The 21,663-nt window shown below is 69.6% G+C and carries 18 protein-coding genes and 1 pseudogene; 10 read left to right on the top strand and 9 right to left on the bottom strand.

Annotation, left to right across the window (positions count from 1 at the left end; translation table 11 throughout):
* Positions 1-48: 48 nt before the first annotated feature.
* The 5 genes and pseudogenes from ADL03_RS27280 to ADL03_RS27260 all read left to right on the top strand — a co-directional run bounded on the left by ADL03_RS27280 (position 49) and on the right by ADL03_RS27260 (position 8,643).
* The gene (locus ADL03_RS27280) at positions 49-5,136 is read left to right on the top strand and encodes an NACHT domain-containing NTPase (RefSeq protein ID WP_053736412.1); all 5,088 of its coding nucleotides are present in this window, start codon (positions 49-51) and stop codon (positions 5,134-5,136) included.
* A 63-nt stretch (positions 5,137-5,199) separates the two neighbouring features.
* Positions 5,200-5,772 (top strand): DUF4360 domain-containing protein, encoded by a 573-nt coding sequence (locus ADL03_RS27275; RefSeq protein ID WP_053736411.1) that lies wholly within the window; start codon positions 5,200-5,202, stop codon positions 5,770-5,772.
* Positions 5,773-6,019: 247 nt separating this feature from the next.
* Positions 6,020-7,036 (top strand): annotated as a pseudogene (gene rho / locus ADL03_RS27270) (transcription termination factor Rho); the annotation flags it as partial.
* A 25-nt stretch (positions 7,037-7,061) separates the two neighbouring features.
* Positions 7,062-8,195, top strand: coding sequence for a Glu/Leu/Phe/Val dehydrogenase dimerization domain-containing protein (locus tag ADL03_RS27265; protein WP_053736409.1), 1,134 nt, complete (start codon positions 7,062-7,064; stop codon positions 8,193-8,195).
* Positions 8,196-8,220: 25 nt separating this feature from the next.
* Positions 8,221-8,643, top strand: coding sequence for an SRPBCC family protein (locus ADL03_RS27260; RefSeq protein ID WP_053736456.1), 423 nt, complete (start codon positions 8,221-8,223; stop codon positions 8,641-8,643).
* Here ADL03_RS27260 and ADL03_RS27255 read toward each other — a convergent pair.
* From ADL03_RS27255 to ADL03_RS27225, 7 genes are all read right to left on the bottom strand, one after another.
* On the bottom strand, positions 8,640-9,191 hold the full coding sequence (locus ADL03_RS27255; protein ID WP_197288690.1) for an EF-hand domain-containing protein: 552 nt from the start codon (positions 9,189-9,191) through the stop codon (positions 8,640-8,642). The two genes, ADL03_RS27260 and ADL03_RS27255, sit on opposite strands and share 4 nt — an antisense overlap.
* 23 nt (positions 9,192-9,214) lie before the next feature.
* The gene (locus tag ADL03_RS27250; RefSeq protein ID WP_053736407.1) at positions 9,215-11,620 is read right to left on the bottom strand and encodes an excinuclease ABC subunit UvrA; all 2,406 of its coding nucleotides are present in this window, start codon (positions 11,618-11,620) and stop codon (positions 9,215-9,217) included.
* Between the two features lie 53 nt (positions 11,621-11,673).
* On the bottom strand, positions 11,674-12,390 hold the full coding sequence (locus ADL03_RS27245) for a GNAT family N-acetyltransferase (RefSeq protein ID WP_053736406.1): 717 nt from the start codon (positions 12,388-12,390) through the stop codon (positions 11,674-11,676).
* 1 nt (position 12,391) lies between these two features.
* Positions 12,392-12,946: an EF-hand domain-containing protein gene (locus ADL03_RS27240; RefSeq protein ID WP_053736405.1), complete on the bottom strand. Its 555-nt coding sequence runs from the start codon at positions 12,944-12,946 to the stop codon at positions 12,392-12,394.
* Positions 12,947-13,064: 118 nt separating this feature from the next.
* On the bottom strand, positions 13,065-13,259 hold the full coding sequence (locus ADL03_RS27235) for a PspC domain-containing protein (protein WP_053736404.1): 195 nt from the start codon (positions 13,257-13,259) through the stop codon (positions 13,065-13,067).
* 35 nt (positions 13,260-13,294) lie between these two features.
* Positions 13,295-13,906 carry a TetR/AcrR family transcriptional regulator gene (locus ADL03_RS27230; protein ID WP_053736403.1) on the bottom strand — a complete coding sequence of 204 codons (612 nt, stop codon included), beginning with the start codon at positions 13,904-13,906 and terminating at the stop codon, positions 13,295-13,297.
* A gap of 28 nt (positions 13,907-13,934) precedes the next feature.
* Entirely contained in the window at positions 13,935-15,320 is a 1,386-nt protein-coding gene (locus ADL03_RS27225; RefSeq protein WP_053736402.1) for a class I adenylate-forming enzyme family protein, read from the bottom strand.
* A gap of 37 nt (positions 15,321-15,357) precedes the next feature.
* Between ADL03_RS27225 and lnt the strand changes: the two genes are divergently transcribed.
* The 5 genes from lnt (at position 15,358) to ADL03_RS27200 (ending at position 19,346) form a co-directional block, all read left to right on the top strand.
* A complete protein-coding gene (lnt, locus tag ADL03_RS27220; RefSeq protein ID WP_231642292.1) occupies positions 15,358-16,914 on the top strand; it encodes an apolipoprotein N-acyltransferase in 1,557 nt (518 codons plus the stop codon).
* Positions 16,898-17,665 carry a polyprenol monophosphomannose synthase gene (locus tag ADL03_RS27215; protein WP_053736401.1) on the top strand — a complete coding sequence of 256 codons (768 nt, stop codon included), beginning with the start codon at positions 16,898-16,900 and terminating at the stop codon, positions 17,663-17,665. The genes lnt and ADL03_RS27215 overlap by 17 nt, the downstream gene beginning before the upstream one ends.
* Before the next feature lie 115 nt (positions 17,666-17,780).
* Positions 17,781-18,566 (top strand): MerR family transcriptional regulator, encoded by a 786-nt coding sequence (locus ADL03_RS27210; RefSeq protein WP_157529325.1) that lies wholly within the window; start codon positions 17,781-17,783, stop codon positions 18,564-18,566.
* Between the two features lie 10 nt (positions 18,567-18,576).
* On the top strand, positions 18,577-18,870 hold the full coding sequence (locus ADL03_RS27205) for a hypothetical protein (RefSeq protein ID WP_053736400.1): 294 nt from the start codon (positions 18,577-18,579) through the stop codon (positions 18,868-18,870).
* Positions 18,870-19,346 (top strand): TspO/MBR family protein, encoded by a 477-nt coding sequence (locus ADL03_RS27200; protein WP_053736399.1) that lies wholly within the window; start codon positions 18,870-18,872, stop codon positions 19,344-19,346. The genes ADL03_RS27205 and ADL03_RS27200 overlap by 1 nt, the downstream gene beginning before the upstream one ends.
* Positions 19,347-19,394: 48 nt before the next feature.
* Here ADL03_RS27200 and ADL03_RS27195 read toward each other — a convergent pair whose 3' ends face one another.
* A complete protein-coding gene (locus ADL03_RS27195; RefSeq protein ID WP_053736398.1) occupies positions 19,395-19,844 on the bottom strand; it encodes a DUF4383 domain-containing protein in 450 nt (149 codons plus the stop codon).
* 90 nt (positions 19,845-19,934) lie between these two features.
* Positions 19,935-21,605: an ABC transporter family substrate-binding protein gene (locus tag ADL03_RS27190; protein WP_053736397.1), complete on the bottom strand. Its 1,671-nt coding sequence runs from the start codon at positions 21,603-21,605 to the stop codon at positions 19,935-19,937.
* Positions 21,606-21,663: the final 58 nt, after the last annotated feature.

Raw genomic sequence — 21,663 nt, 5'->3', positions numbered from 1 at the left:
CCACTTTTTGGCACGAAATGGCCGGGCAGAACGTGGGACCATCCGGCGGTGGCGCACGAGGATCTCCACTTCACCACCGGCGACGTCCACGGCCGCGTACTCCAGGTCGGCGACCTCCACGGCGACGTCTACCTGACCGCCCCGCCGCCGCCCGCCCCGCCCTGCGCGTCGCCGGCCGACTGGGCCTCCACCACCGAGCTGCCCGCGGTGGTGCAGGACCTGCTGTGGGCGCAGGAGGAGTGCGCGGGCCTGCTGCCGTACCAGCTCCCCGGTGCCCGCACACCGTCGCTCGGCACCGTCTACGTGCGTCAGGACCTGGGCAGCGGCGTCGAGGACGCCCAGCCGGAACAACGGCCAGGGCCGATGCTGGACGAGCACGGGCAGCTGGTCGACATGCCCCCGGCGCCGGTGGTGCGGGTCGCGGTGCGGCCGCCGTCCAAGCCGATGCGCGCCGCACTCGACACGGACGACCACCTCGTCATCACCGGCGGGCCCGGCCAGGGCAAGTCGACCCTCACGCTCCGCCTCACCGCCGACATCGTCCGCCAGTGGGCCAGCGCGTCCTCTGACGACGCGCCCCTCGCCGAACCCGTCGTGCCACTGCGCGTCCCCGCCCGCGTGCTGGCCGAGCACCTCGGCCCATCGTTCTCCCAGGCCCTCGCCGACAGCGCGGCCGCCGAGTACGGCCACCTCCTCGCCGGGCCCCTCGATCCAGGCCTGCTCGCCGGCCGCGTCGCCGGCTGCCGGTGGTTGTTGCTCGTCGACGCCCTCGACGAGGTCGCCGACCCGCACACCCGCGCCAAGATCGTCCACACGCTCTCCGCGTGGGCCAAGAAGTCCACCTACCGCGTCCTGCTCACCACCCGGCCGACCGAGGGTGGTGCTCTCGCGGCGCTCCAACGGGTCGCGTCCCGCTACGAGCTGCAGCCGTTCGACGAGGACGCGCTGCGGCTCTTCGCGACCCACTGGTTTGAGGAGGAAGGCGAGGACTGCGCGCGCCGATTTCTCCAGCAGGTCCGCGAGGCCCACCTCTTCGAGCTGGTCGAGGTGCCGCTGCTCGCCACCATTGCCGCCATCGTGTTCGAGCAACACGCGCAGGACCCGTTGCCGGGTAACCAGTTCGAGCTCTACGAGACCTACCTCGCGCACATCAGGAAACCCGGCTCGACGCCCGCCGACTTCGAACGCCACCGCGTTCCGTTGGTCGAACACCTTGGCCGTACCCGCCTGGAGACCGACACGTCCCTGGTCGCGGCGGTCACCACCTGGGCACAGCAGCACCCCGAGGCTGGACCGGCCGACAGCTTGATCGCACACCTCAAGGCCTGCGGGCTGTTCGTGCAGCGGGGCCGGGAACTCGCCTTCCTGCACCACAGCTTCGCCGAGCACGTCGCCGCCACCGCGAAGGCCCGCGAACTTCCCCGGGAGTTCGATTCCCGGCACCCCGCGTTCGCCGACCTTCTCCACCAGGCACAACCGTTGGAAACCGGTCGCTTCGCGCGGGCCGTGCTGCTGCACCACACCCGCCTGCACCCGGCCGAGGCCGACAGGGTGTTGCGGTGGTTGCACGACGGCAAGGCCGAGCAACACCTCCTCGCCGCACGTCTGCTCGCCCAGCACCTGCCCGCGAGCCCCCAGCTGGTCAATGAGTTCCTGGCCGTGGTCAGGGGATGGGCGATGACCACCGAGTACCCGGCCAGGTCGATCGTCCGCCAGGCCAGCCGGGCCACGCACCAGCCTGGTCTGTCCGACTGGCTCGCCGAGCTGGTGCAGGACGACATGGCGCCGTTCGAGTCCCGCGCTGAAGCGGCGACCGCGTTGGTCGTACGGTTGCGAGACGGACATATGACCGAAGCTCTTGCGTTGCTCAGATCGGCAGTCGACGACCAGTCCGCTGCCGTACAGCATCGGTTGTTCGCGGCGGAAGCCTTGGCGCACGGCGAACCGGAACAACGGGAGGTGGCTGAGCGCGGCCTGCGTTCGGTGCTGGTTGATCCCTTTGCCAGTGGCCGTGACTGCCGCACCGCGGCGGTCGTACTGGCTGCTTTTGGTGGGGGAGCGCGTGCTTTCGCGGTCAACGAGCTGGAACGAATCGTGTCCGATGTGGATACTCCGGATCAGGACCTGGCGGACGCGGCAACCGCACTCGTCGAGATCGATGCGGAGTTTCACACGCGTTGCGCCGGCATCTTCCTGACCATCGTGCGCGACCGGGTCCTCAGCATGAACGGCAGACGCGAGGCGGTGCTTGGGCTTGCGGCGCTTGGCCAGCAGGAGCTGGCCGCAGAGGCGATCACGGAAGTCGCGTGCGACCGCCGGCGCACCGGCGGGCAGCAGGTCCGCGCGACAGGCATGCTGGCGCTGCTCGGCCAGCGGATGCGTGCGGCAGCAGGGGACATGCTGGTCGCGCGGCTCAATGCATTCGACGTGGTGTCCGTCAGTCGAGAGGTGTACGTGACACCGCTTGTCCAGCTCGGCCATCGTGATCTTGCGATCGACCGTGTACGTCATCTGCTCGCGGAGCCCAGCACCTCGTGGTTGGACGTGGTGCTGATGGCCACCGCACTGGCGGAGCTCGGCCCGGCGTTCCACGACGAGGCGGCCACCTGCTTCGACCGGGTTCTCCGACATTGCCAGAAGACGCGTTTCGAGTACATCTCCGCACTACGTGGCATGGCCGATCTGGTCGAGCCGCACCGAAGTAGGGCGATAGCGCTGCTACGCGCTGCGCTGACCGACCTCAGCCTGGTCCCCGACGTCCGGTGTGACGTCGCGAGCGAGTTGATCAGGTGTGCGCCCCAGTTCCACGTCATCGCCGTCGAGCAACTGATGGTGATCGCGTCCAGCGAGCGCGACCCAGACGTTCGTGCGGTCGCTTGGGCGCAGCTGCACCGGCTCGGGCCCGCAATGGCTGAGCGGGCATTGAGGGAGCACCTTGCCCTTGCGCGTGATCACGGGACCTCGATGATGCTGGGCCCGGTGTTCGTCTCCGCTCGCGCCGCTGACCGCCGCGTAGCGGCGGATCTGCTCACCGCCCTGCTCATGGACGGGCAGCGCAGTCTGGCCACTCGGCTGACCGCCGCACAGCGACTTGTCATGTTGGGCAAGGCCTTCCATCGGGCGGCGTTGGCCGGTGTAATCGATCTTCTGCGCAGCGGCCTCGTCAAGAACCCCCTCCTGCTGGCGCAATACTTCACCCCGACCGGGCGTGGAATCCGGACTGATCTCGCCGTGGTGCTCGGTGAGCTGCTGACGCGCCAAGGACTGGGCCCGCAGGACCGCTGGTGCGTGATCAAGGCGATCGATGTTCTCGGTCATCAGGTGCCGCTACCGGTCGTGCACGAGCTGGCTGTCGACGAGTCGGCCGACCTGGACGTGCGGGCCGAGGCCGCGGTGATGGTGGCGAGGGAAGACCCCAGGTGGCTCGACGCTGCCACGGACGTTGTTCTCGCCGCGTCCCGCGTGCTGTTCTTCCCCACATGGATGCGGCTGGTCGGACACCTCGCTCAACTGGGCGTGGACGTGCATGCTCGCTTGCGTGAGGTCGTGACATCACCTGACTCGGGGCGCAACGCGTCTGCGGAAGCCGCGTTCCTCGTTGACCCCGAGTCATTGCGTGCCTGTTCGGAAGACCAGTACTCCAGCTTCGACTTCCGGCGGTACGCGCACTGGCTCCGAGCGATGAGGGGTGATCGCTGCTCGGTTGACTATTTGACCTCGGCGCTCGACGATCCCGACCAACCGATCGCCGATCGTTGCTCCGCCGTGGCCGAGTTGGCCCATCTGGACAACACGTTCCTGGACCAGGCGACGGAGACGGTGTGGCGGTTCGCGGAGAGCCGGCACCTGCTGGTCGAGGAGCGTGTCGATGCGGCCAAAGCGCTCGCGCGGCTGATCCCGCAAGAGGCCCACGGACTCGGCAACCTGATCACCGCTCTGGTGCACCACCCGGAACGGAGCGACGAAGCTGCCGCGTCGCTGGTCGACTACCTGTCCACGACCGAGCGGGCCGTGGTCGAGCGGCAGTTGCTGGCCGATCAGTCGATCGCCGTCAGGCACCGGTTGCCGAAGGCCGACAGTTGGGGCGACCTCCGGCTGCGCGCCGAGGTGGAAGCGGCGGTGCGGGAGGTGCTCGACGCACCCGAGTACGGCGACGGCGATCGTCGCGACGCCCTGATGGCGCTCGCTGAGTGCTCATTTGCGCAGGCTGTTGAGGTGTCTGCAGTCCTCCTTGCCGACGGTTCCCTTGCGGCGTTGAAGAAGGCAGCAAAGCTCGGGGAATGGCAAGAGGTGCACGATCGCTTGCGCCGAGCGGTGGTGGACGAAAGTCGGCCGATGCGAGAGCGGCGTGCCGCCGCGCTGGTCATCGGCGACCTCGCGCACAAGCCCTCGGTACGGGACTTCCTGCTCCACGATTTCGGGTCTTCGTGGCGAGATCGTGTGCGCGAGCTCAGACACGTCGGTGGTTTCGATGAGTTGCGAGCGATCCGTGACGATTCGGCATTGCCGCCGCACTTCCGGAGATCGGCGGCGGAATTGCTGTTCTACCGGTCGATCGACGACCGTGTGACGTGCGCGAACGTGCTCGCATCGATTGCCGCGGACGTGACGGTGCGGCCCAGGTTGCGTCTGTGGTCGGCGAACAACCTCAGCGAACTAGGCGCCCGTGGCCGCGCCGAGGCATTGCCGCTGGTGAGTGCAATGGCGCACGACGGAAGGCTTCCTCCAAGCGTGCGGGCAGACGTAGCGGATGCCATCGGCAAGAGGTGGCCCACGAAACGGGACGACATGCTGGAACTGCTGCGCGAACTGCTGCCGTTGGCGAAGCCCTTGCAGCGGACCCAGGTGCTGTACCGCATTGGTGCCATCCGAGCCTGGGAAGGAGCGGACGGCCTTAACGCCATGGCTGCGAATCAGGAGCTGGGACCGGTGGTGCGGTTGTGGGCGGCCATCGCGATGTTCGAGTTGCGGCGCGACATGAAGGAGCGGGCCGCCGTGGTGGCGCGGGAGATCGCGTTCGACGAGCGGGTGCCCGCGCACGTGCGGAGGCGGGCGGCGCAGAAGCTGGCGCGGTGGAGTGAGGTGTGCCGGGAGGAGGCGCGGGAGTTGTTGCGCACCTTGCGATTGCCTTGCTGATTCTGCCGCACGGCCACCCGGCCGGATAGGTTTCCCCGCAGCGGCGACGTGAGGGAGGCCGGCATGTCCGGTGTGGTGGTGGCAGCGCTCGTTGCGGCGTCGTTGGTGCCTCCGCCGGGGGCGGTGACGATCGAGCTGGTCAGCGTCAGCGGCACGGGGTGCAGGCAGGGGACCGCTGTCGTGGCGATGTCGGGGGACGGCCAGGCGTTCACGGTGACCTACAGCGACTTCGCGGTGCGGGCCAAGGGGACCGAGGCGAAGAAGAGCTGCACGATCGAGGTGGAGCTCCGCCACGCGCAGGGGTACACCTACGGGATCGCGCAGACGGATCATCGCGGGTTCGCGCAGCTCACGGACGGGGCGCGGGGGACGCAGCGCAACAGCTACCGCTTCCCGGGGTATCCGACGCGGCACAGCACGACGACCTACCAGGGGCCGATGAGCGACAACTGGCAGGTCACGGACGTGCCCGACGAACCGCAGCACGGGCCGTGCAAGGACCGCAAGCCGCTCACCGTCGAGACCGAGCTCAAGGTGACCGGCAAGGGGAGTGCCACGAGCCTCATGACCCTGGACTCGACGGACTCCAGCGTGACCACGACGCTCCGGCTCTCGTGGCAGAGGTGCGCGGAATAACCAGCGCGGCACCGGCGTTGTCTGCTACAGTTCGTTCATATCGGCGGTGCGCCATCGAGCGCACGTAAGTTCCGAACCGCTGCTGGACCTTTCGAAGTCCGCGGCCCGAACCCCAGCTTCTGACGCTGGCGGACCCACATCAGATGCCCGGCATCTGCAGCGCTCCCACTCCGGCACACACCCTGTGCGCGGAGTAGGACAGGCGCACCTTCAGCAATCCTCCCGAAAGGACAGTTCGATGCACATCGGTGTACTCGACGTACGCAACAACAAGGCTTTCCTCGTCGACGGTCCCGTCGTGCCGCAGCAGCTCGTGAAGCAGCACGACCTGCGCAGGGGCGACCAGGTCACGGGGGAGGCGCACGAGAACAGGCTCACGACCGTCGACACGGTCAACGGGCGCAAACCGCACCGCAGGCCCAGGTTCGAGGACCTGACACCGCTCTACCCCAACGAACGGCTCCGGCTCGAGCACGACCCCGGCGAGCTCACCAGCCGGGCGATCGACCTGGTCATGCCGGTCGGCAAGGGGCAGCGGGCGTTGATCGTGGCGCCGCCCAAGGCCGGCAAGACGATGGTGCTGCAGCGGATCGCGCAGGCCGTCGCCAAGAACAACCCGGAGTGCCACCTCATCGTCGCGCTCGTCGGCGAGCGGCCGGAGGAGGTCACCGACCTGCGCAAGAACGTTCCCGGCGAGATCTTCGCCTCCACGTTCGACGAGCACCCCAAGGACCACATCCAGGTCGCCGAGCTGGCGATCGAACGGGCCAAGCGGCTCGTCGAGGACGGGCAGGACGTGGTGGTGCTGCTCGACTCGGTGACCAGGCTCGGCCGCGCCTACAACCTCGCCGCGCCCAGCGGCGGCCGGATCCTCAGCGGTGGCATCGACGTCGGTGCGGTCAACCCGCCCAAGCGGTTCCTGGGGGCCGCGCGCAACATCGAGGACGGCGGCAGTCTCACGATCTTCGCCACCGCGCTCGTGGAGACCGGGTCGCTGGCCGACACGGTGATCTTCGAGGAGCTCAAGAGCACCGGCAACGCCGAGCTCAAGCTCGACCGCAAGGCCGCCCAGAAGCGGATCTACCCGGCGATCGACCTGCAGCAGTCCAGCACGCGCAAGGCGGAGCTGCTGGTCTCCGAACAGGAGCTCGCCATCACGAACGCGGTGCGCAGGGCCATGACCGACCGCGAGGTCGACGTGCTGCTCGAAGGCCTGCGCAAGACCCAGAGCAACGCCGAGTTCCTCGTGCAGATGTCGAAGTGACGCACGGCTGCGCCAAGATGTGCCGATGAGCTTCCTCCAGGTCACCTGGACCGACCCGGCCACGGGCGCACGCGGCTACCTGGTCATCGACCGGCTGGTGCGCGGGGTCAGCAGCGGGGGGCTGCGGATGCGCGCGGGCTGCACGCTCGACGAGGTGCGCGGGCTCGCGGAGGGCATGACGGCCAAGGAAGCCCTCAACTACGACCCCGAGGCGCGTTACGTCCCGCTCGGCGGCGCCAAGGGCGGCATCGACTTCGACCCGTACGACCCGAGAGCGTTCGACGTGCTCACGGCCTACCTCTACGCGATGTCCCCGTACATCGAGCGGTTCTGGACGATGGGGGAGGACCTGGGGCTGCGGCAGTCCACCATCGACACGGCCATCGCGAAGATCGGGCTGGAGTCGTCCATCCAGGCCGTGTACCCCCTGCTGGACGATGAACACAAGGCCCGCCAACGGCTTTCAGACGCTTTCGCCGTCACGGTCGACGGCGTCGGCCTGGACGAGCTCGTCGGCGGCTACGGCGTCGCGCAGGCTGCTCTCGAAGGCATCGAACGGCTCGGGCTGAGCAACCCCACGGCTTTCGTGCAGGGCTTCGGCTCGATGGGCGGCGCCACGGCCCGGTACCTCGCGAAGGCCGGTGTCCCGGTCGTCGGGCTCGCCGACGTCCACGGCGTGGTCGCCAACCCCGCCGGTCTCGACGTGGAAACCCTTCTGCTGTCCCGTGATCCGCACGGCGGCATCGACCGGTCCCGCCTGCGCGACACCGACGTCCAGCGAGGACGCGACGAGTGGCTCGACGTCGAGGCGGACGTGCTCGTCCCCGCCGCCACGAGCTACGCGATCCACCGGGACAACGCGAAGTCCGTGCGCGCCAAGCTGGTCGTCGAGGCCGCGAACATGCCGGTCACCGCCGAGGCAGAGGACCTCCTCGACGCGCTGGTCATCCCGGACGTCGTCGCCAACTCCGCGACGAACTCCTGGTGGTGGTGGACGTTGTTCGGCGACATCGAGCCCACCGCGGAGTCGGCGTTCGCGAAGATCCGCACGACCACGCGCCGGCTGGTCGGCCGGATCGTCGACGCGCCACGGCCACGCGCGGCCGCCGCCGAGATCGCGGCAGCCGCGGTGGAAGAGATCGATCAACGGTTCCGGTGACCGCACCCGTCCTACAATCGTGACCATGCCCGGACTGCAGCACGCGGTGACGATCGCAGCCCCACCCGAGCGCGTCTGGGAGGTGGTCGCCGACGTCGAGCGCTGGCCCGAGCGGATCCCGACGGTCGACACCGTCGAACGACTCGACGCCGGACCGCTGGCGGTCGGCTCGCGCACCCGGCTGAAGCAACCCCGGCTGTCCCCTGCGGTGTGGACGGTCACCGAGCTGACGAACGGCTCGTCCTTCACCTGGGAGTCGAGGTCGGCCGGCATCACCATCACCGCGGACCACCTCGTCGAACCCCACCCCGACGGAACCAGGCTCACCCTCGCGCTGCGGATGTCCGGCCCGGTGGCCGGGCTCGCCTGGCTGCTGACGCGGTCACTCACGAAGCGGTACGTCGAGACGGAGGCCGCCTCGATCAGGAAGACGGCCGAGACGCGCTAGTCCAGCGCGCCGAGCAGCCACGCGCCCGGCCCGTCCTGGTCCTCCGAGAAGTAGAACGCCCTGATCGCCGCCAGCAGGTCCTCGGCGCCGATCAGCCCGTCGCCGTCGTGGTCGAGCCGCGCGTGGACGGCGCGTGCGTCGGCCTCCGGCAGGCTGATCCACGCCGTGGTCCACCGCACGTACTCGTCCGCGCTGAGCTGGCCGTCACCGTCGTGGTCGGCGACGGCCATCAACGCGTCGAGGTACGGCACGTACACGTCGTCGAAGGCCTCCGGGCGTTCCAGCAGGCCCTTCGCGAACGCCGTCTTGTACTCCACGACGCTGATCCGGCCGTCGTCGTTGGTGTCGGTCACGGCGGAGAGGTGGTCCCACACGCCCAGCAGGTGCTCGCGGAACCGCCTCGCCCTCCGGTCGTCGTCGCCCACTCCGAACGCGGCGGTCGTCCGTGCCGCCGCCAGCTCGAAGTCCGAGCGTTCGATGTACCCGTCCTGGTCGCTGTCGTAGGTCTCGAACCTGCGGTTGAGCTTGCGGTCCAGGAAAGGGGTCATCTGCATGACCCCTTAGTACCCGTTCACCGTTTCCCGCGCCGGACCGGGGCACCCACGTAGTCGGCCAGGTGCTCGCCGGTCAGGGTCGACCGGTCGGCCACCAGGTCGGCGGGTGTGCCCTCGAACACGATCTTGCCACCGTCGTGACCTGCGCCGGGACCGAGATCGATGATCCAGTCGGCATGGGCCATCACGGCCTGGTGGTGCTCGATCACGATCACCGACTTGCCCGAGTCGACCAGGCGGTCCAGCAGGCCCAGCAGCTGTTCGACGTCGGCCAGGTGCAGGCCGGTGGTCGGCTCGTCCAGCACGTAGACGCCGCCCTTGTCGGCCATGTGCGTGGCGAGCTTGAGCCGCTGGCGCTCACCGCCGGACAGCGTGGTCAGCGGCTGGCCCAGCGACACGTAGCCCAGGCCGACGTCGGCGAGGCGGTCTAGGATCGCGTGCGCCGCGGGGGTCCTGGCCTCTCCCGAGCCGAAGAACTCCACCGCCTCGGCCACCGGCATCGCCAGCACCTCGGAGATGTCCTTGCCGCCGAACCTGTACTCCAGCACGGCCTGGTCGAACCGCTTGCCCTCGCACACGTCGCACGGCGCCTCGATCGTCGCCATGATCCCGAGGTCGGTGAACACGACGCCGGCACCGTTGCAGTTCGGGCAGGCGCCCTCGGAGTTCGCGCTGAACAACGCCGGCTTCACGCCGTTGGCCTTGGCGAACGCCTTGCGGATCGGTTCCAGCAGCCCGGTGTAGGTGGCCGGGTTGGACCGCCGCGACCCCTTGATCGGAGTCTGGTCCACGACGATCGCGCCGGAGTCCTTCGGCATCGACTGGTGGATCAGCGAGCTCTTGCCGGACCCCGCCACGCCCGTCACGACGGTCAGCACCCCGAGCGGGATGTCGACCGAGACGTCGCGCAGGTTGTTCTTCGAGGCGCCGCGGATCGGCAGCGTCCCGGACGGCGTGCGCACCGCGGGCTTCAGCGCCGCCCGGTCGTCCAGGTGCCGCCCGGTCACGGTGTCACTGGCGCGCAACCCCTCCAGCGTGCCCTCGTAGCAGATCGTGCCGCCACCCCGGCCGGCGGCGGGACCGAGGTCGACGACGTGGTCGGCGATCGCGATGGTCTCCGGCTTGTGCTCGACCACGAGCACGGTGTTGCCCTTGTCCCGCAACCGCAGCAGCAGGTTGTTCATCCGCTCGATGTCGTGCGGGTGCAGCCCGATCGTCGGCTCGTCGAACACGTACGTCACGTCCGTCAGCGCCGACCCGAGGTGCCGGATCATCTTCACGCGCTGCGCCTCACCGCCGGACAGCGTGCCGGCCGGGCGGTTCAGCGACAGGTAGCCCAGCCCGATCTCGACGAACGAGTCCAGCGTGTGCACGAGCTTCTCGACCAGCGGCGCCACGGACTTCTCCTTCAACGCCCGCATCCAGTCGGCGAGGTCGCTGATCTGCATGTCGCACAGGTCCGCGATGGACACACCCTTGATCTTCGACGACCGCGCCGCCTCGGTGAGCCGCGTGCCGGAGCACTCGGGGCAGGTGCCGAACGTCGCCGCGCGGTCGACGAACGCGCGGATGTGCGGCTGCAGCGCCTCGCGGTCCTTGGACAGCATCGACTTCTGCAGCTTCGGGATCAGGCCCTCGTAGGTCAGGTTGATGCCGTTGACCTTGATCTTGACCGGGTCCCGGTACAGGAAGTCGTGCAGCTCCTTCTTGGTGTACTTGGCGATCGGCTTGGCCGGGTCGATGAAACCGGACTGCGTGAACGTCTGCACGGTCCACTGGTTGTCCACGTTGTAGCCCGGCACCTTGATCGCGCCTTCGAGGATCGACTTCGAGGAGTCGTAGACCTCGGTCAGGTCGATGTCGGAGACCTGGCCGCGGCCCTCGCAGCGCGGGCACATGCCGCCGGTGATGGAGAACTCGCGGCGCTCCTTGACCTTCTGCCCGGCCTTCTCGACCGTCACGGCACCCGCGCCGCTGATCGAGGCGACGTTGAACGAGAACGCCTGCGGGCCACCGACGTGCGGCGTGCCCAGGCGGCTGAACAGGATCCGCAGCATGGCGTTGACGTCGGTCGCGGTGCCGACGGTCGACCGCGGGTCGGCGCCCATGCGCTGCTGGTCGACCAGGATCGCCGTGGTGATCCCCTCCAGGAGGTACACCTCCGGGCGCGGCAGGCTGGGCATGAAGCCCTGGACGAACGCGCTGTAGGTCTCGTTGATCAGCCGCTGCGACTCGGCGGCGATCGTGCCGAACACCAGTGAGCTCTTGCCGGAACCGGACACGCCGGTGAAGACCGTCAGCCGTCGCTTGGGGATGTCGACGTCGACGTCTTTCAGGTTGTTCACCCGCGCGCCCCGCACGCGGATCAGGTCGTGGGTGTCGGCCTCGTGCGCGTTCGTGGCGGCCGCTCTCCTGGAGGTCATGGCGACAAGCTAACTCGGAGACCGCTGCCGCGCGCTTCTTGATTCCTGACCGGTCACTCGCGGACGCGGTAGTGGTAGGTGCACACCTCGCGGAACCCCGACCGCTCGTAGAGCCGGAACGCCGCCTTGTTGGCCTTCTCCATCTGCAGGTACATGTGGTTCGACTCGCGCGCGGCCGCCCACGACGCCAATGCGGCCAGCACGGACCGTGCGGCGCCCTGGCCACGTGCGTGCGGGAGCGTCGCCATGCCGAACACCCCGGCCCAGCCGTTCTCCGCCACGACCCGCCCGACGGCCACCACCTCGTCGTCGACCTCCGCGTAGGCGTACGCGCTCGGCGCCTCGACCCGGCTGAGCAGCTCACGTTCGGCGTCGGTGTCGCGCGTGGTCACCTCGTGCCACGCCGCGAGCCACCCGTCGTCCGGCCTGGTCGTGACGGCACCGGCGTCGGCGTGGGCCTGCCGGATCACGTCGGCCGTGGACGCGATCTGCAACGACATCTCCTGGCTGCGCGCATACCCCCGATCGGCCAGCCGCGCGTCGAGGTCGTCCGCGCACACGCCCGGCGTGATCTGGAACCGCGCGGGGACGCCGCGGTCGGCGCAGAACTTCTCCGCGGCCTCGACCCGGTCCTCCCGGTCGTGCGGCAGCACCGCGCTCACCCACCAGGCGTCGCCGGGGGAGTGGCGCAGCCACCAGCCACCGGCCTCTTCGACGTGCGCGGCCGGCTGAGCCCTTGCCGCGTACTCCTGCAACCTCCTGAGCAGCACGTCAGTCCAGCGAACCGAGCAGCCAGTTGCCGGCCGCCGCCGGGTCCTCGGAGAAGTAGAACTCCCGGATCGCCTCCAGCAACGCCTTCGTGGACAGCAGCCCGTCCTCGTCGGACAGCATGTCGTGGATCATCCGCGCGTCCGCCTCCGGCAGGTTCATCAACGCGCCGGTCCACCTGACGTGCTCCTCGACGCTGAGCTTGCCGTCGCCGTCCTCGTCCGCGATCGCCATCACCGCGTCCAGGAACGGCCGGTAGCCCTCGTCGAACGACTCCGGTGTCTCCAGCAGCCCGTTCGCGAACGCCTGCTTGTACTCCTCGACGCTGATCCGGCCGTCGTGGTCGGTGTCGGTCGCCGAGGACAGCTGCCGCCACAACCCGGTCAGCGCCGCGTGGAAGCGGACCGCCTTCGCGTCGTCGTCGGCGAGCCCGAACGCCCTCGTGGTCCGCAACCCCGCCGATGTGAAGTCATCGCGCCCGATGTACCCGTCGCCGTCGGCGTCGTAGGTGCGGAACCGGCGGGCGAGCTTGCGGTCCAGGAAGGCGGTGATCTCCATGAGGACCTTCTACCGCATTTCGCACACGCCCTCTACAACACGCTGCGCATAAGCGGAATGGATGCGACGCGACCCGCGTGCCGGGCTCGGCACGCGGGTCGCGTCGGTGCGTCGCGGATCAGTAACCGCGGTCGGGCATGATCACCCAGAGCACGAGGTAGACGACGAACTGGGGTCCGGGCAGGAGGCACGACAGCACGAACAAAAGGCGCACCGTGCCCGCCTTCATGCCCCACCGCTGGGCGAGCCCCGCGCACACACCCGCGATCATCCGGTTGGTCCTGGGCCTGCTCAAAGCAACTGTCGTGGTCATGACTCCACAATGCTCCCGCCGGTCTGCCTGTTGCATCAGGGACAGCCCTGGGATACCCCTGAAAGCTGGTCGACGAACCTCAGGCACGTGGCGCGCATGGTGTCGACGGTCATGGACCTGGAGCCGGCCAGCACCTGCAGCGCCAGCCCGTCGAGCATGCTGACCAGCATGTTCGCCAGCAGCACCGGGTCGTCGCCGGACCGGATGTCGCCGGTCTCCTGGCCGTCGCGGAAGATGCTCGCGACGATCTCGCGCCACTCGCCGTAGAAGCGCTCGTTGAGCTCCTGCAGCTCCGGGCTGCGGATCGCCTCGACCCACAGCTCGGCCCAGATCTTCCACGCCTCGACGGTCTCCGCGCCCTGCGGCAGGTACGACTCGACGACCATGCGCAGGCGGGACAGCGGCGGCTCGTCGGACTCCAGGATCCAGCGGCGGCGCTTGAGCGACTGCTCGAAGCAGTGCGCGAACGCGGCGTCGGTCAGCTCCCGCTTGGTCTCGAAGTAGTAGTGGACCGTGCCGCCGGAGACGCCCGCGTCTCTGGCGACGTCGGACACGCGGAGGTGGCGGAAGCCCTCGGTGGCGATCACCCTGCAGGTGGACACGAGGATCTGCGCTTTGCGTTCGGCTTCCACGCTTGGACGGGGCATCCGTCACCTCCTGATTTACTCCGAAACCTTACCGAAGCAACGACCGCAGTTTGCGTTTGTCCACCTTTCCCACCTTCGTCAGCGGCAGCTGGGGCACCACCGTGACGTCCCGAGGTGCGTAAAGGTCACCCAGTTCGGCAATGACCGAACTCCGCACCGCGTCGAAATCGAGCTCGTGCCCGTCATCGAGCACCAGGTACAGGTGCACGGCTTCGCCCACTTTCTCATCGGGTGCCGATACAGCGGCCGCCTGCCTGATTCCGGGCAACGTGACGAGGAAGTCGTCCAGCAACCGGGAGTACACGTTGTCGGAGGTGCGGCCGGTGACGATGACGTCCTTGCTGCGGTCGTTGAGGTAGAGGTAGCCGTCGTCGTCGAGGTAGCCCATGTCGCCGGTGTTGAACCAGCCGTCGCTGGTCTCGCTCAGCGGCGGTTCGCCCCAGTAGCCCCGCATCACGTACGGGCCGCGCACCCACACGTCGCCGTCGCGCACCTCGACCTGCATGGCCGGGTCGGCCTTGCCGACCGTGCGCAGCGTGTCCGGCTTGGCGAGGTCGACGGCCGCGGCGGGCATCAGCGTGATCGGCAAGGCCTCGGTCATGGCGTAGCCCTGGTGCACAACGGGTCCCCACCGCTCGATGGCCTGCCGCAGGCGGTGCGGTGCCAACGGGGAACCACCGAGGATGACGCTCACGAACTGCGGGCCGGGGCAGTCGGGGTGGTCCAGCACCTCGTACATCATCGGCGGCACGAAGAACGTCGCGTTGACCTGCTCGTCGCGGGCCAGCCGCACGAACGTGTCCGCGTCGAACGTCGAGGGGCCGAGCACCAGCTTCGAACCGGTGACCAGCGCGGCGATCGACACACCGGCGCCGCTGCCGTGGGTGATCAGCGTGTTGCACAGCATGGTGAGCGCGGGTGCTTGCTGCAGCGCTCCCCAGCGGCTGCTCGTGCGCGGGCCGTGGACGGCGAGCTTGGGCATGCCGGTGGTGCCGCCGGTGTAGCTGACGGTGGTGAACGTCGCCGCCGGCGTGCGTTCGACCGGGTCGCCGGGCAGGTCGGCCAAGTGCCAGCCGTCGAGGCGGGTGCTGAACTCCGGGTCAACGACCACCGCAGCGACCTCGGCCCGCTCGACCAGCGCCCGCAGCTCGCGCGGGCCCGGCTCCGGTGGCACGTAGACGAGCCGGGCGCCCAGCAGGTGCACGGCGACGGTGAGCAGCAGGGCCTCCGGGGTGTTGCCGACGAACACCGCCACGCCGTCACCGGGCCCGATCCCGCGGCGGGCGAGGCCGTCGGCGAGCCGGAACAGCAGCTCACGGGCCTGCGCGCGGGTCAGCCGGGTGTCACCGCCGATCACGGCCTCGCGGTCCGGGCCGGTCGAGAGGCGCTCCAGGACTAGATCGACATAGGTCATGAACCCTGTCTACTCCGGGGCCTCGTAGGCTGAACGGGTGGTCGCACCCCCGATGGCGCCGGATTCGCCGGAATCGCCGGAAAAGCCCGCACGCCGCCGGCGGTTCAGCGGGCCCGTGCTGTTGCGCATGGTCCTCGCCGTCGCCGGTGGGGCGCTGATCTACCTCAGCTTCCCGCCGCGCCCGCTGTGGTTCCTGGCGCCGGTCGGGTTCGCCCTGCTGGCGTACGTGGTCTACGGCCGCCGTGCGCGCGCCGGGTTCGGCTACGGGCTGCTGTTCGGGCTCGGGTTCATGGTGCCGTTGCTGCGGTGGACCGGGGAGTTCGTCGGGCTGATCGCGTGGCTGCCGCTGGCGCTGGCGTGCGCCCTGATGATCTCCATCGGCACGACGGCGATGGCGTTCACGTCACGGCTGCGGGCCTGGCCGGTGTGGGCGGCACTGCTGTGGTCGGCCGACGAGGCGCTGCGCGAGGTCTTCCCGTTCGGCGGCTTCCCCTGGGGCAAGATCGCGTTCGGGCAGTCGGAGGGGTGGTTCCTGCCGCTCGCCGCGCTCGGTGGCGCGCCGCTGGTGTCGTTCGCGGTGGTGCTGAGCGGGTTCGGGCTGTTCTGGCTGGCGCGCAACCCGAAGCTGGGGCTGCCGCTGCTGGTGGTGCCGCTGGTGGCCGGGTTCGGCGTGCCGGTCGGGGTGGACGCCTCGGCGGGCACCGTCACGGTCGCCGCGATCCAGGGCAACGTGCCGCGCGCGGGCCTCGACTTCAACGCCCAGCGCAGGGCCGTGCTGGACAACCACGTCAAGAAGACCATCGAGCTCGCCGCGGACGTGGCCGCCGGCCAGGTCAAGCAGCCGGACGTCGTGATCTGGCCGGAGAACTCCTCCGACATCGACCCGTTCCGCAACGCCGACGCCAAGGCCGCGATCGACACCGCCGCGAAGGCCATCAAGGCACCGATCGCGGTCGGTGCCGTGGTCGTCGACCGCACCGACGGGCTGCCGCGCAACCAGGTCGTGCTGTGGGACCCGGACAAGGGCGCCACCGACACCTACACCAAGCGCAAGCTGCAGCCGTTCGGCGAGACGATGCCGATGCGGTCGTTCTTCCGGCTGTTCTCGTCCGATGTGGACCGGGCGGGCGTGTTCCAGGCCGGAACCGACGCCCAGGGCTTCCGGATGGGACCCGCGCAGGTCGCACTTGACACATGTTACGAAGTGGCGTTCGACTCAGTGGTCCGCGACTCCGTGACGGCGGGCGCGACGATCATCGCGATCCCCACGAACAACGCCACGTTCGGCCGCACGGAGATGACCTACCAGCAGCTTTCCATGTCACGGGTGCGTGCCGTGGAACACGGCCGGGCGGTCGTGGTGGCCGCCACCTCGGGGGTCAGCGCGATCGTGCGGCCCGACGGTTCGGTCACTCGGAAGACTGGCCTTTTCGTGCCCGACGCACTGGTCGCGGAACTGCCCCTGCGGTCACAGACTACGCTGGCGACCTGGCTTGGAGCCTGGCCCGGGTGGGTGTTGACCGCTGCGGGCCTTGTCGCGTTGGCGCTGGGCTTCACACGACGACGGAAGGACTCGAATGGCGCAGCAGCCTGACCAGGAACTCGGGCAGGTGCTGGTGGTGATCCCGACCTACAACGAGCGGGACAACATCGGAAAGATCGTCAAGAGGCTGCACACGGCACTGCCCGACGTGCACGTGCTGGTGGTCGACGACGGCAGCCCCGATGGCACCGGCCAGCTCGCCGACGAGATGGCGGCCGCCGACCAGCGCGTCCACGTCATGCACCGCACGGAGAAGGCCGGCCTCGGTGCCGCCTACGTGGCCGGTTTCCAGTGGGCGCTGGAACGCGAGTACGGCGTTGTGTGCGAAATGGACGCTGACGGCTCGCACGCCCCCGAGCAGCTGCACCGGCTGCTGGACGCGCTGCCGCAGGCCGACCTCGTGATCGGCTCGCGCTGGGTGCCCGGCGGCGAGGTCGTGAACTGGCCGGTGCAGCGCGAGGTGCTCTCCCGCGGCGGGTCGCTGTACTCCCGCATCGCGCTGGGCGCCAACATCCGCGACATGACGGGTGGGTTCCGCGCCTTCCGCGCGGACACGTTGCGCAAGCTCAACCTCGCCTCGGTCGCATCGGCCGGCTACTGCTTCCAGATCGACCTGCTCTGGCGCACGATCGAGCTCGGCTTCCGCGTGCGCGAGGTGCCGATCACGTTCCGCGAGCGCGAGTACGGCGAGTCGAAGATGAGCGGCAACATCGTCCGCGAGGCGCTGATCCGCGTCACGAAGTGGGGCCTGCGCCGCCGCGGCAACCAGCTCAGGGAGCTGTTCGCCGGCAAGCGGAAGTGACCTCGCCCGTCCGGAGTGGACGGGTTCGGACGGCCCCCGGCGTCGCGCCGGGGGCCGTTTTCGCGCTCGGGGCATTACGATTCAAAATCGATGCGAACAGTGCGGGGGTGAACGCGTGGAGTGGAGTGCGGGCGCGGTCGCGCGGATGCTCGGCGTGTCGCCGACGACCCTGCGCACGTGGGACCGGCGCTACGGCCTCGGTCCGAGCACGCGAGCCGAGGGCAAACACCGCCGCTACAGCGAGGACGACGTCGCGCGGCTGAAGCGCATGGTCGAGCTGACCTCGACCGGGGTGTCGCCGGCGTCGGCCGCCGCGACCGTGGTGTCCGCCGGCGACCTGGACTTCGAGGCAGCGGCGGCCAGGCTCGACGCGGCCGAGATGCGCAGGGTCGCCGTGGACCTGATCGCCCGGCACGGTGTCGTGCACACGTGGGACGCGGTGCTGGTGCCGTTCCTGGTCGAGCTGGGTGACCGGATCGCCACGACGGCGGCCGGTGTGGAGGTCGAGCACTTCGCGAGCAGGAGCATCGGTGACGCGATGCGGGCGTCCGCGGCGACCGGTCCGCCATCGGTGCTGCTGGCGTGCGCGCCCGACGAGCAGCACAGCCTGCCGCTGGACGTGCTGGCCGCGGCGCTCGCCGAGCACGGCTGCGCGACCCGCAACCTCGGCGCGCGGGTGCCGGGGGACGCGCTGCTGAGCGCGGTGACGGTGCTGAAACCGCGCGTGGTGTTCGTGTGGGCCCACGACCGGGTGTACGCCACCCAGGTACCGCTGACGAAGCTCTCCGACGTGTCCGTGCTGGTCGGAGGGCAGGGGTGGGCCTCGGTCACCCTTCCGGCGGGGGTGCGGAGGGCCGACACGCTCGGCACCGCTGTTGAAACGATTTTGAATCGAATCTAGGCTTCGGGGTGTGAGCCTCGCCGACCGGATGATCCGCCTGCTGTGGGCGGCGGGTGACGAGGGTGTCGCCGAACGGGTGCTGCGTGCGCACTGGCGCACCCTGCCCTCCGACGACACCGCGGGCCGGGCGTTGCGCTCGCGCCTGGTTGAGGGCCTGCTGCGGGAGGTACCCGGCAGGGGCGCCGAGATCCGGCGCGCGGTGCTGGCCGACGAGGTGTCGTTGCTCGACGACGCCGAACGCGCGGCGCCGAGCCGCGCGACCGTGCTCGCCATCGTCCGCGCCCTTCCCGTCGGGAGTCCCTGATGACCGCTCTGCCCGTGCGCCACCACCCCGTGCGCGTGCTGCTCCTGTTCGTCGCGGCGTCCGTGGTGACCGCGCTCGTCGGCTCGCTGTTCTCCGTGTCGGCGGGAGCGGACTACCAGGCGCTGCAACGGCCGTCGTGGGCGCCGCCGGGCTGGCTGTTCGGTCCGGTGTGGACGGTGCTGTACGGGCTGATCGCGGTGTCGGGCTGGCTGGCCTGGCGTGCCGGGGCCGGCCGGGGCGAGCTGACGTTGTTCGGTGCGCAGCTGGTGCTGAACGCGTTGTGGACGCCGTTGTTCTTCGGGCTCGGCTGGTACTCGGCGGCGTTCGTGGAGATCCTGGTGCTGTGGCTCGCGATCGCGGCGCTCGTCATCGCGTTCTGGTCGCGCAGCAAGGCCGCCGCACTGCTGCTCGTGCCCTACCTCGCGTGGGTGAGCTTCGCGGCGGCCCTGACCATCTCGATCGCGGTCGCGAACTGAGGGGTGCGGAACGGTGCCGTGACGGCTCCGCCACCGTTCCGCGCCACGTCAGCTGTTCGGCGTGCGGCCGGCCGAGGTCCGGTCGCCACGGGCGCGTTCGGCCGCGGTCAGGCCCACGCCCAGCAGGACCATCGCGGCACCCAGGCCCAGGTGCAGCCAGTTGTCGGCGGTGTTGATCGGCAGGACGTTCGCGCGGGTCTGCTCGCCGACCGCGGAGCCGTAGACCCACAGCAGGACGTAGAGGCCGCCGCCCACCACGAGGAACAGCCGGGCGGCACCCGGCGTCCTGCGCATCACCAGGCCGAGGACCCCGAACGCCAGGTGCACGAGGTTGTGCAGCACGGACACGGCGAACAGGCCGAACAGCAGCGCGCCCGAGTGGTGACCCGCGAACGTCAGCTGGTCGTAGTGGCTGGTGATGCCGGGGATGAAACCGAGGACGCCGACGAGCACGAACGCTCCGCCGACGACCCCGGCCGCCGTTTGCACAGGTTTCATGCGCCTGGCTACCCGGCCACCGCCGGAACGAACTCGCGCGCCCCCTTCGGTGCGGGCGAGCCCGCCGTTCGGCGGTCTCCGGCCCGCGGCTCAGCCGGTGAACCCGATGCTCACCCACTCCGGAGGGCTGGCCGCCCCGATCGCCCCGGCGTTCGCGAGCGTGGACCGGATCGCCACCGCGCCCGGCAGCTGGTAGAGCGGCAGCTGGTGCCCGGCCCGCCAGATCTCCTGGTCCAGCCGGTTGGCGAGGTCCGCGCGCTTGGCGTCGTCCAGCTCCGCGGTGCCCTCCCTGATCAGCCGGTTGATGGTGTCGTTGCCGACCCGGCCGTAGTTCTGGTTCACGTTGGCGGGGTCGAGGTCGTAGATGCCCTTGCTGGAGCTGATCGGGTACGGGCCCTTCTTCCAGCCGAAGCACGTGATGTCGAAGTTGCCGACGTTGACGTACCCCTTGAAGTACTCGGTGGCGGGCACCGCCTCGATCGAGAGCTGCACGCCGATCGTCTTGAACTGGCTTTGCAGCAGCTTCGAGACCTGGTCGCTGACCGGGTTCGGCGTCGGTCCGACGAACCGGACGGTGAGCTCCGCACCGTCCTTGGCCCGGTACTCGCCGTTCAGCCGCCAGCCGAGCGCGTCGAGCTCGCGGCGCGCGGCCTCCACGTCGAACGACGCCACCGCCGAGTTGTCCGCGTAGTGCGGGGAGCCGAGCAGGTAGAGGTGGTTGCCGACGACGTGGGCCTCGTCCCTGACCATCTTGCCCAGCAGCGCCTTGGTGATGTTCCTGGTGTCGACGCCGCGCATGAGCGCCACCCGCAGCCTCGGGTCGGCGAGAGCGCCCGCGCTGCCGAACGTCAGGTGCAGGTAGTCCGGAGTCAGGGCCTGGCGGGTCACGACGCCGGGGATCGACTGCGCCCGCGTGAAGAGGTCGATGCTGGAGCCGACCTCGTACAGGTCGATCGCGCCGTTGGCCAGCGCCTCGGCGAGCGCCGGCTTGTCGACCTGCCGGAACGTGATCTTGTCCAGCTTCGGCCGGGCACCCCACCACGCGTCGTCGCGCACGACCGTGACGAACCGGGCGGTCGGGTCGACGGTGCCGACCTTGAACGGGCCTGCGGTGAGCTTCGGCCCGTCCCGCCAGCCGGTGTTGAACGCCTCGGCGCTCGCCATCGCCTGCTTCGGGTAGAGCGGGCTGAACAGGCCGCGCCACTCCGCGTAGGTCCTCGCGAAGGTGACCTTCACGTCCTGGTCGGACTCACCGCGCTCGACCTCCGCGATGTCCTCGTAGCCGGCCGTCAGCGCCACCCGGTAGCCGGCCGCCCTGCCGCTCAGGGCGGTCGCCTGGGCCGCGAAGTCCTCCCACGAGAACGCCCGGCCGTCGCTCCACCTCGCCCGAGGGTTGAGGCGGTAGGTGACGACCTGGGGGGAGGACGACACCAGCTTCGCGTCCAGCAGGTAGTCCGGGTTCGTCGCGACCGTCGCGTCGGCCTTCTGCACGAACAGCGACGGCATCACCGTGGAGATCATCCGGTAGCCGTCGACGTGGGTGCCGCTGAGCTCGAAGTTGTTCCAGTTGTCGGCCAGCTGGGAGACCGGCCACCTGAGCTCACCACCATCTCTCAGCTTCCCGGGATCGGTGCGGTTCACGTCCTCCAGCTGGACGTCGTCGGTGTTCTTGAGCCCCGTCGTCGGTGCGGCGGGCCCGCCGCACGCGGTCAGCACCAGCGCGGCGGTGGCCAGCGCCACCGCCCTCGTTCCCCGGTTCACGCTCGTCGTCCCCTCTCGGCTGAACCGCCATGGGAGCACGGAATGCGACGCCACGGGA

The sequence above is a fragment of the Nocardia sp. NRRL S-836 genome (assembly GCF_001279525.1).
Taxonomy (GTDB): domain Bacteria; phylum Actinomycetota; class Actinomycetes; order Mycobacteriales; family Pseudonocardiaceae; genus Lentzea.
The sequence above is the reverse complement of the archived record's forward strand: the minus strand, read 5'-3'. Positions and strand labels throughout refer to the sequence as shown.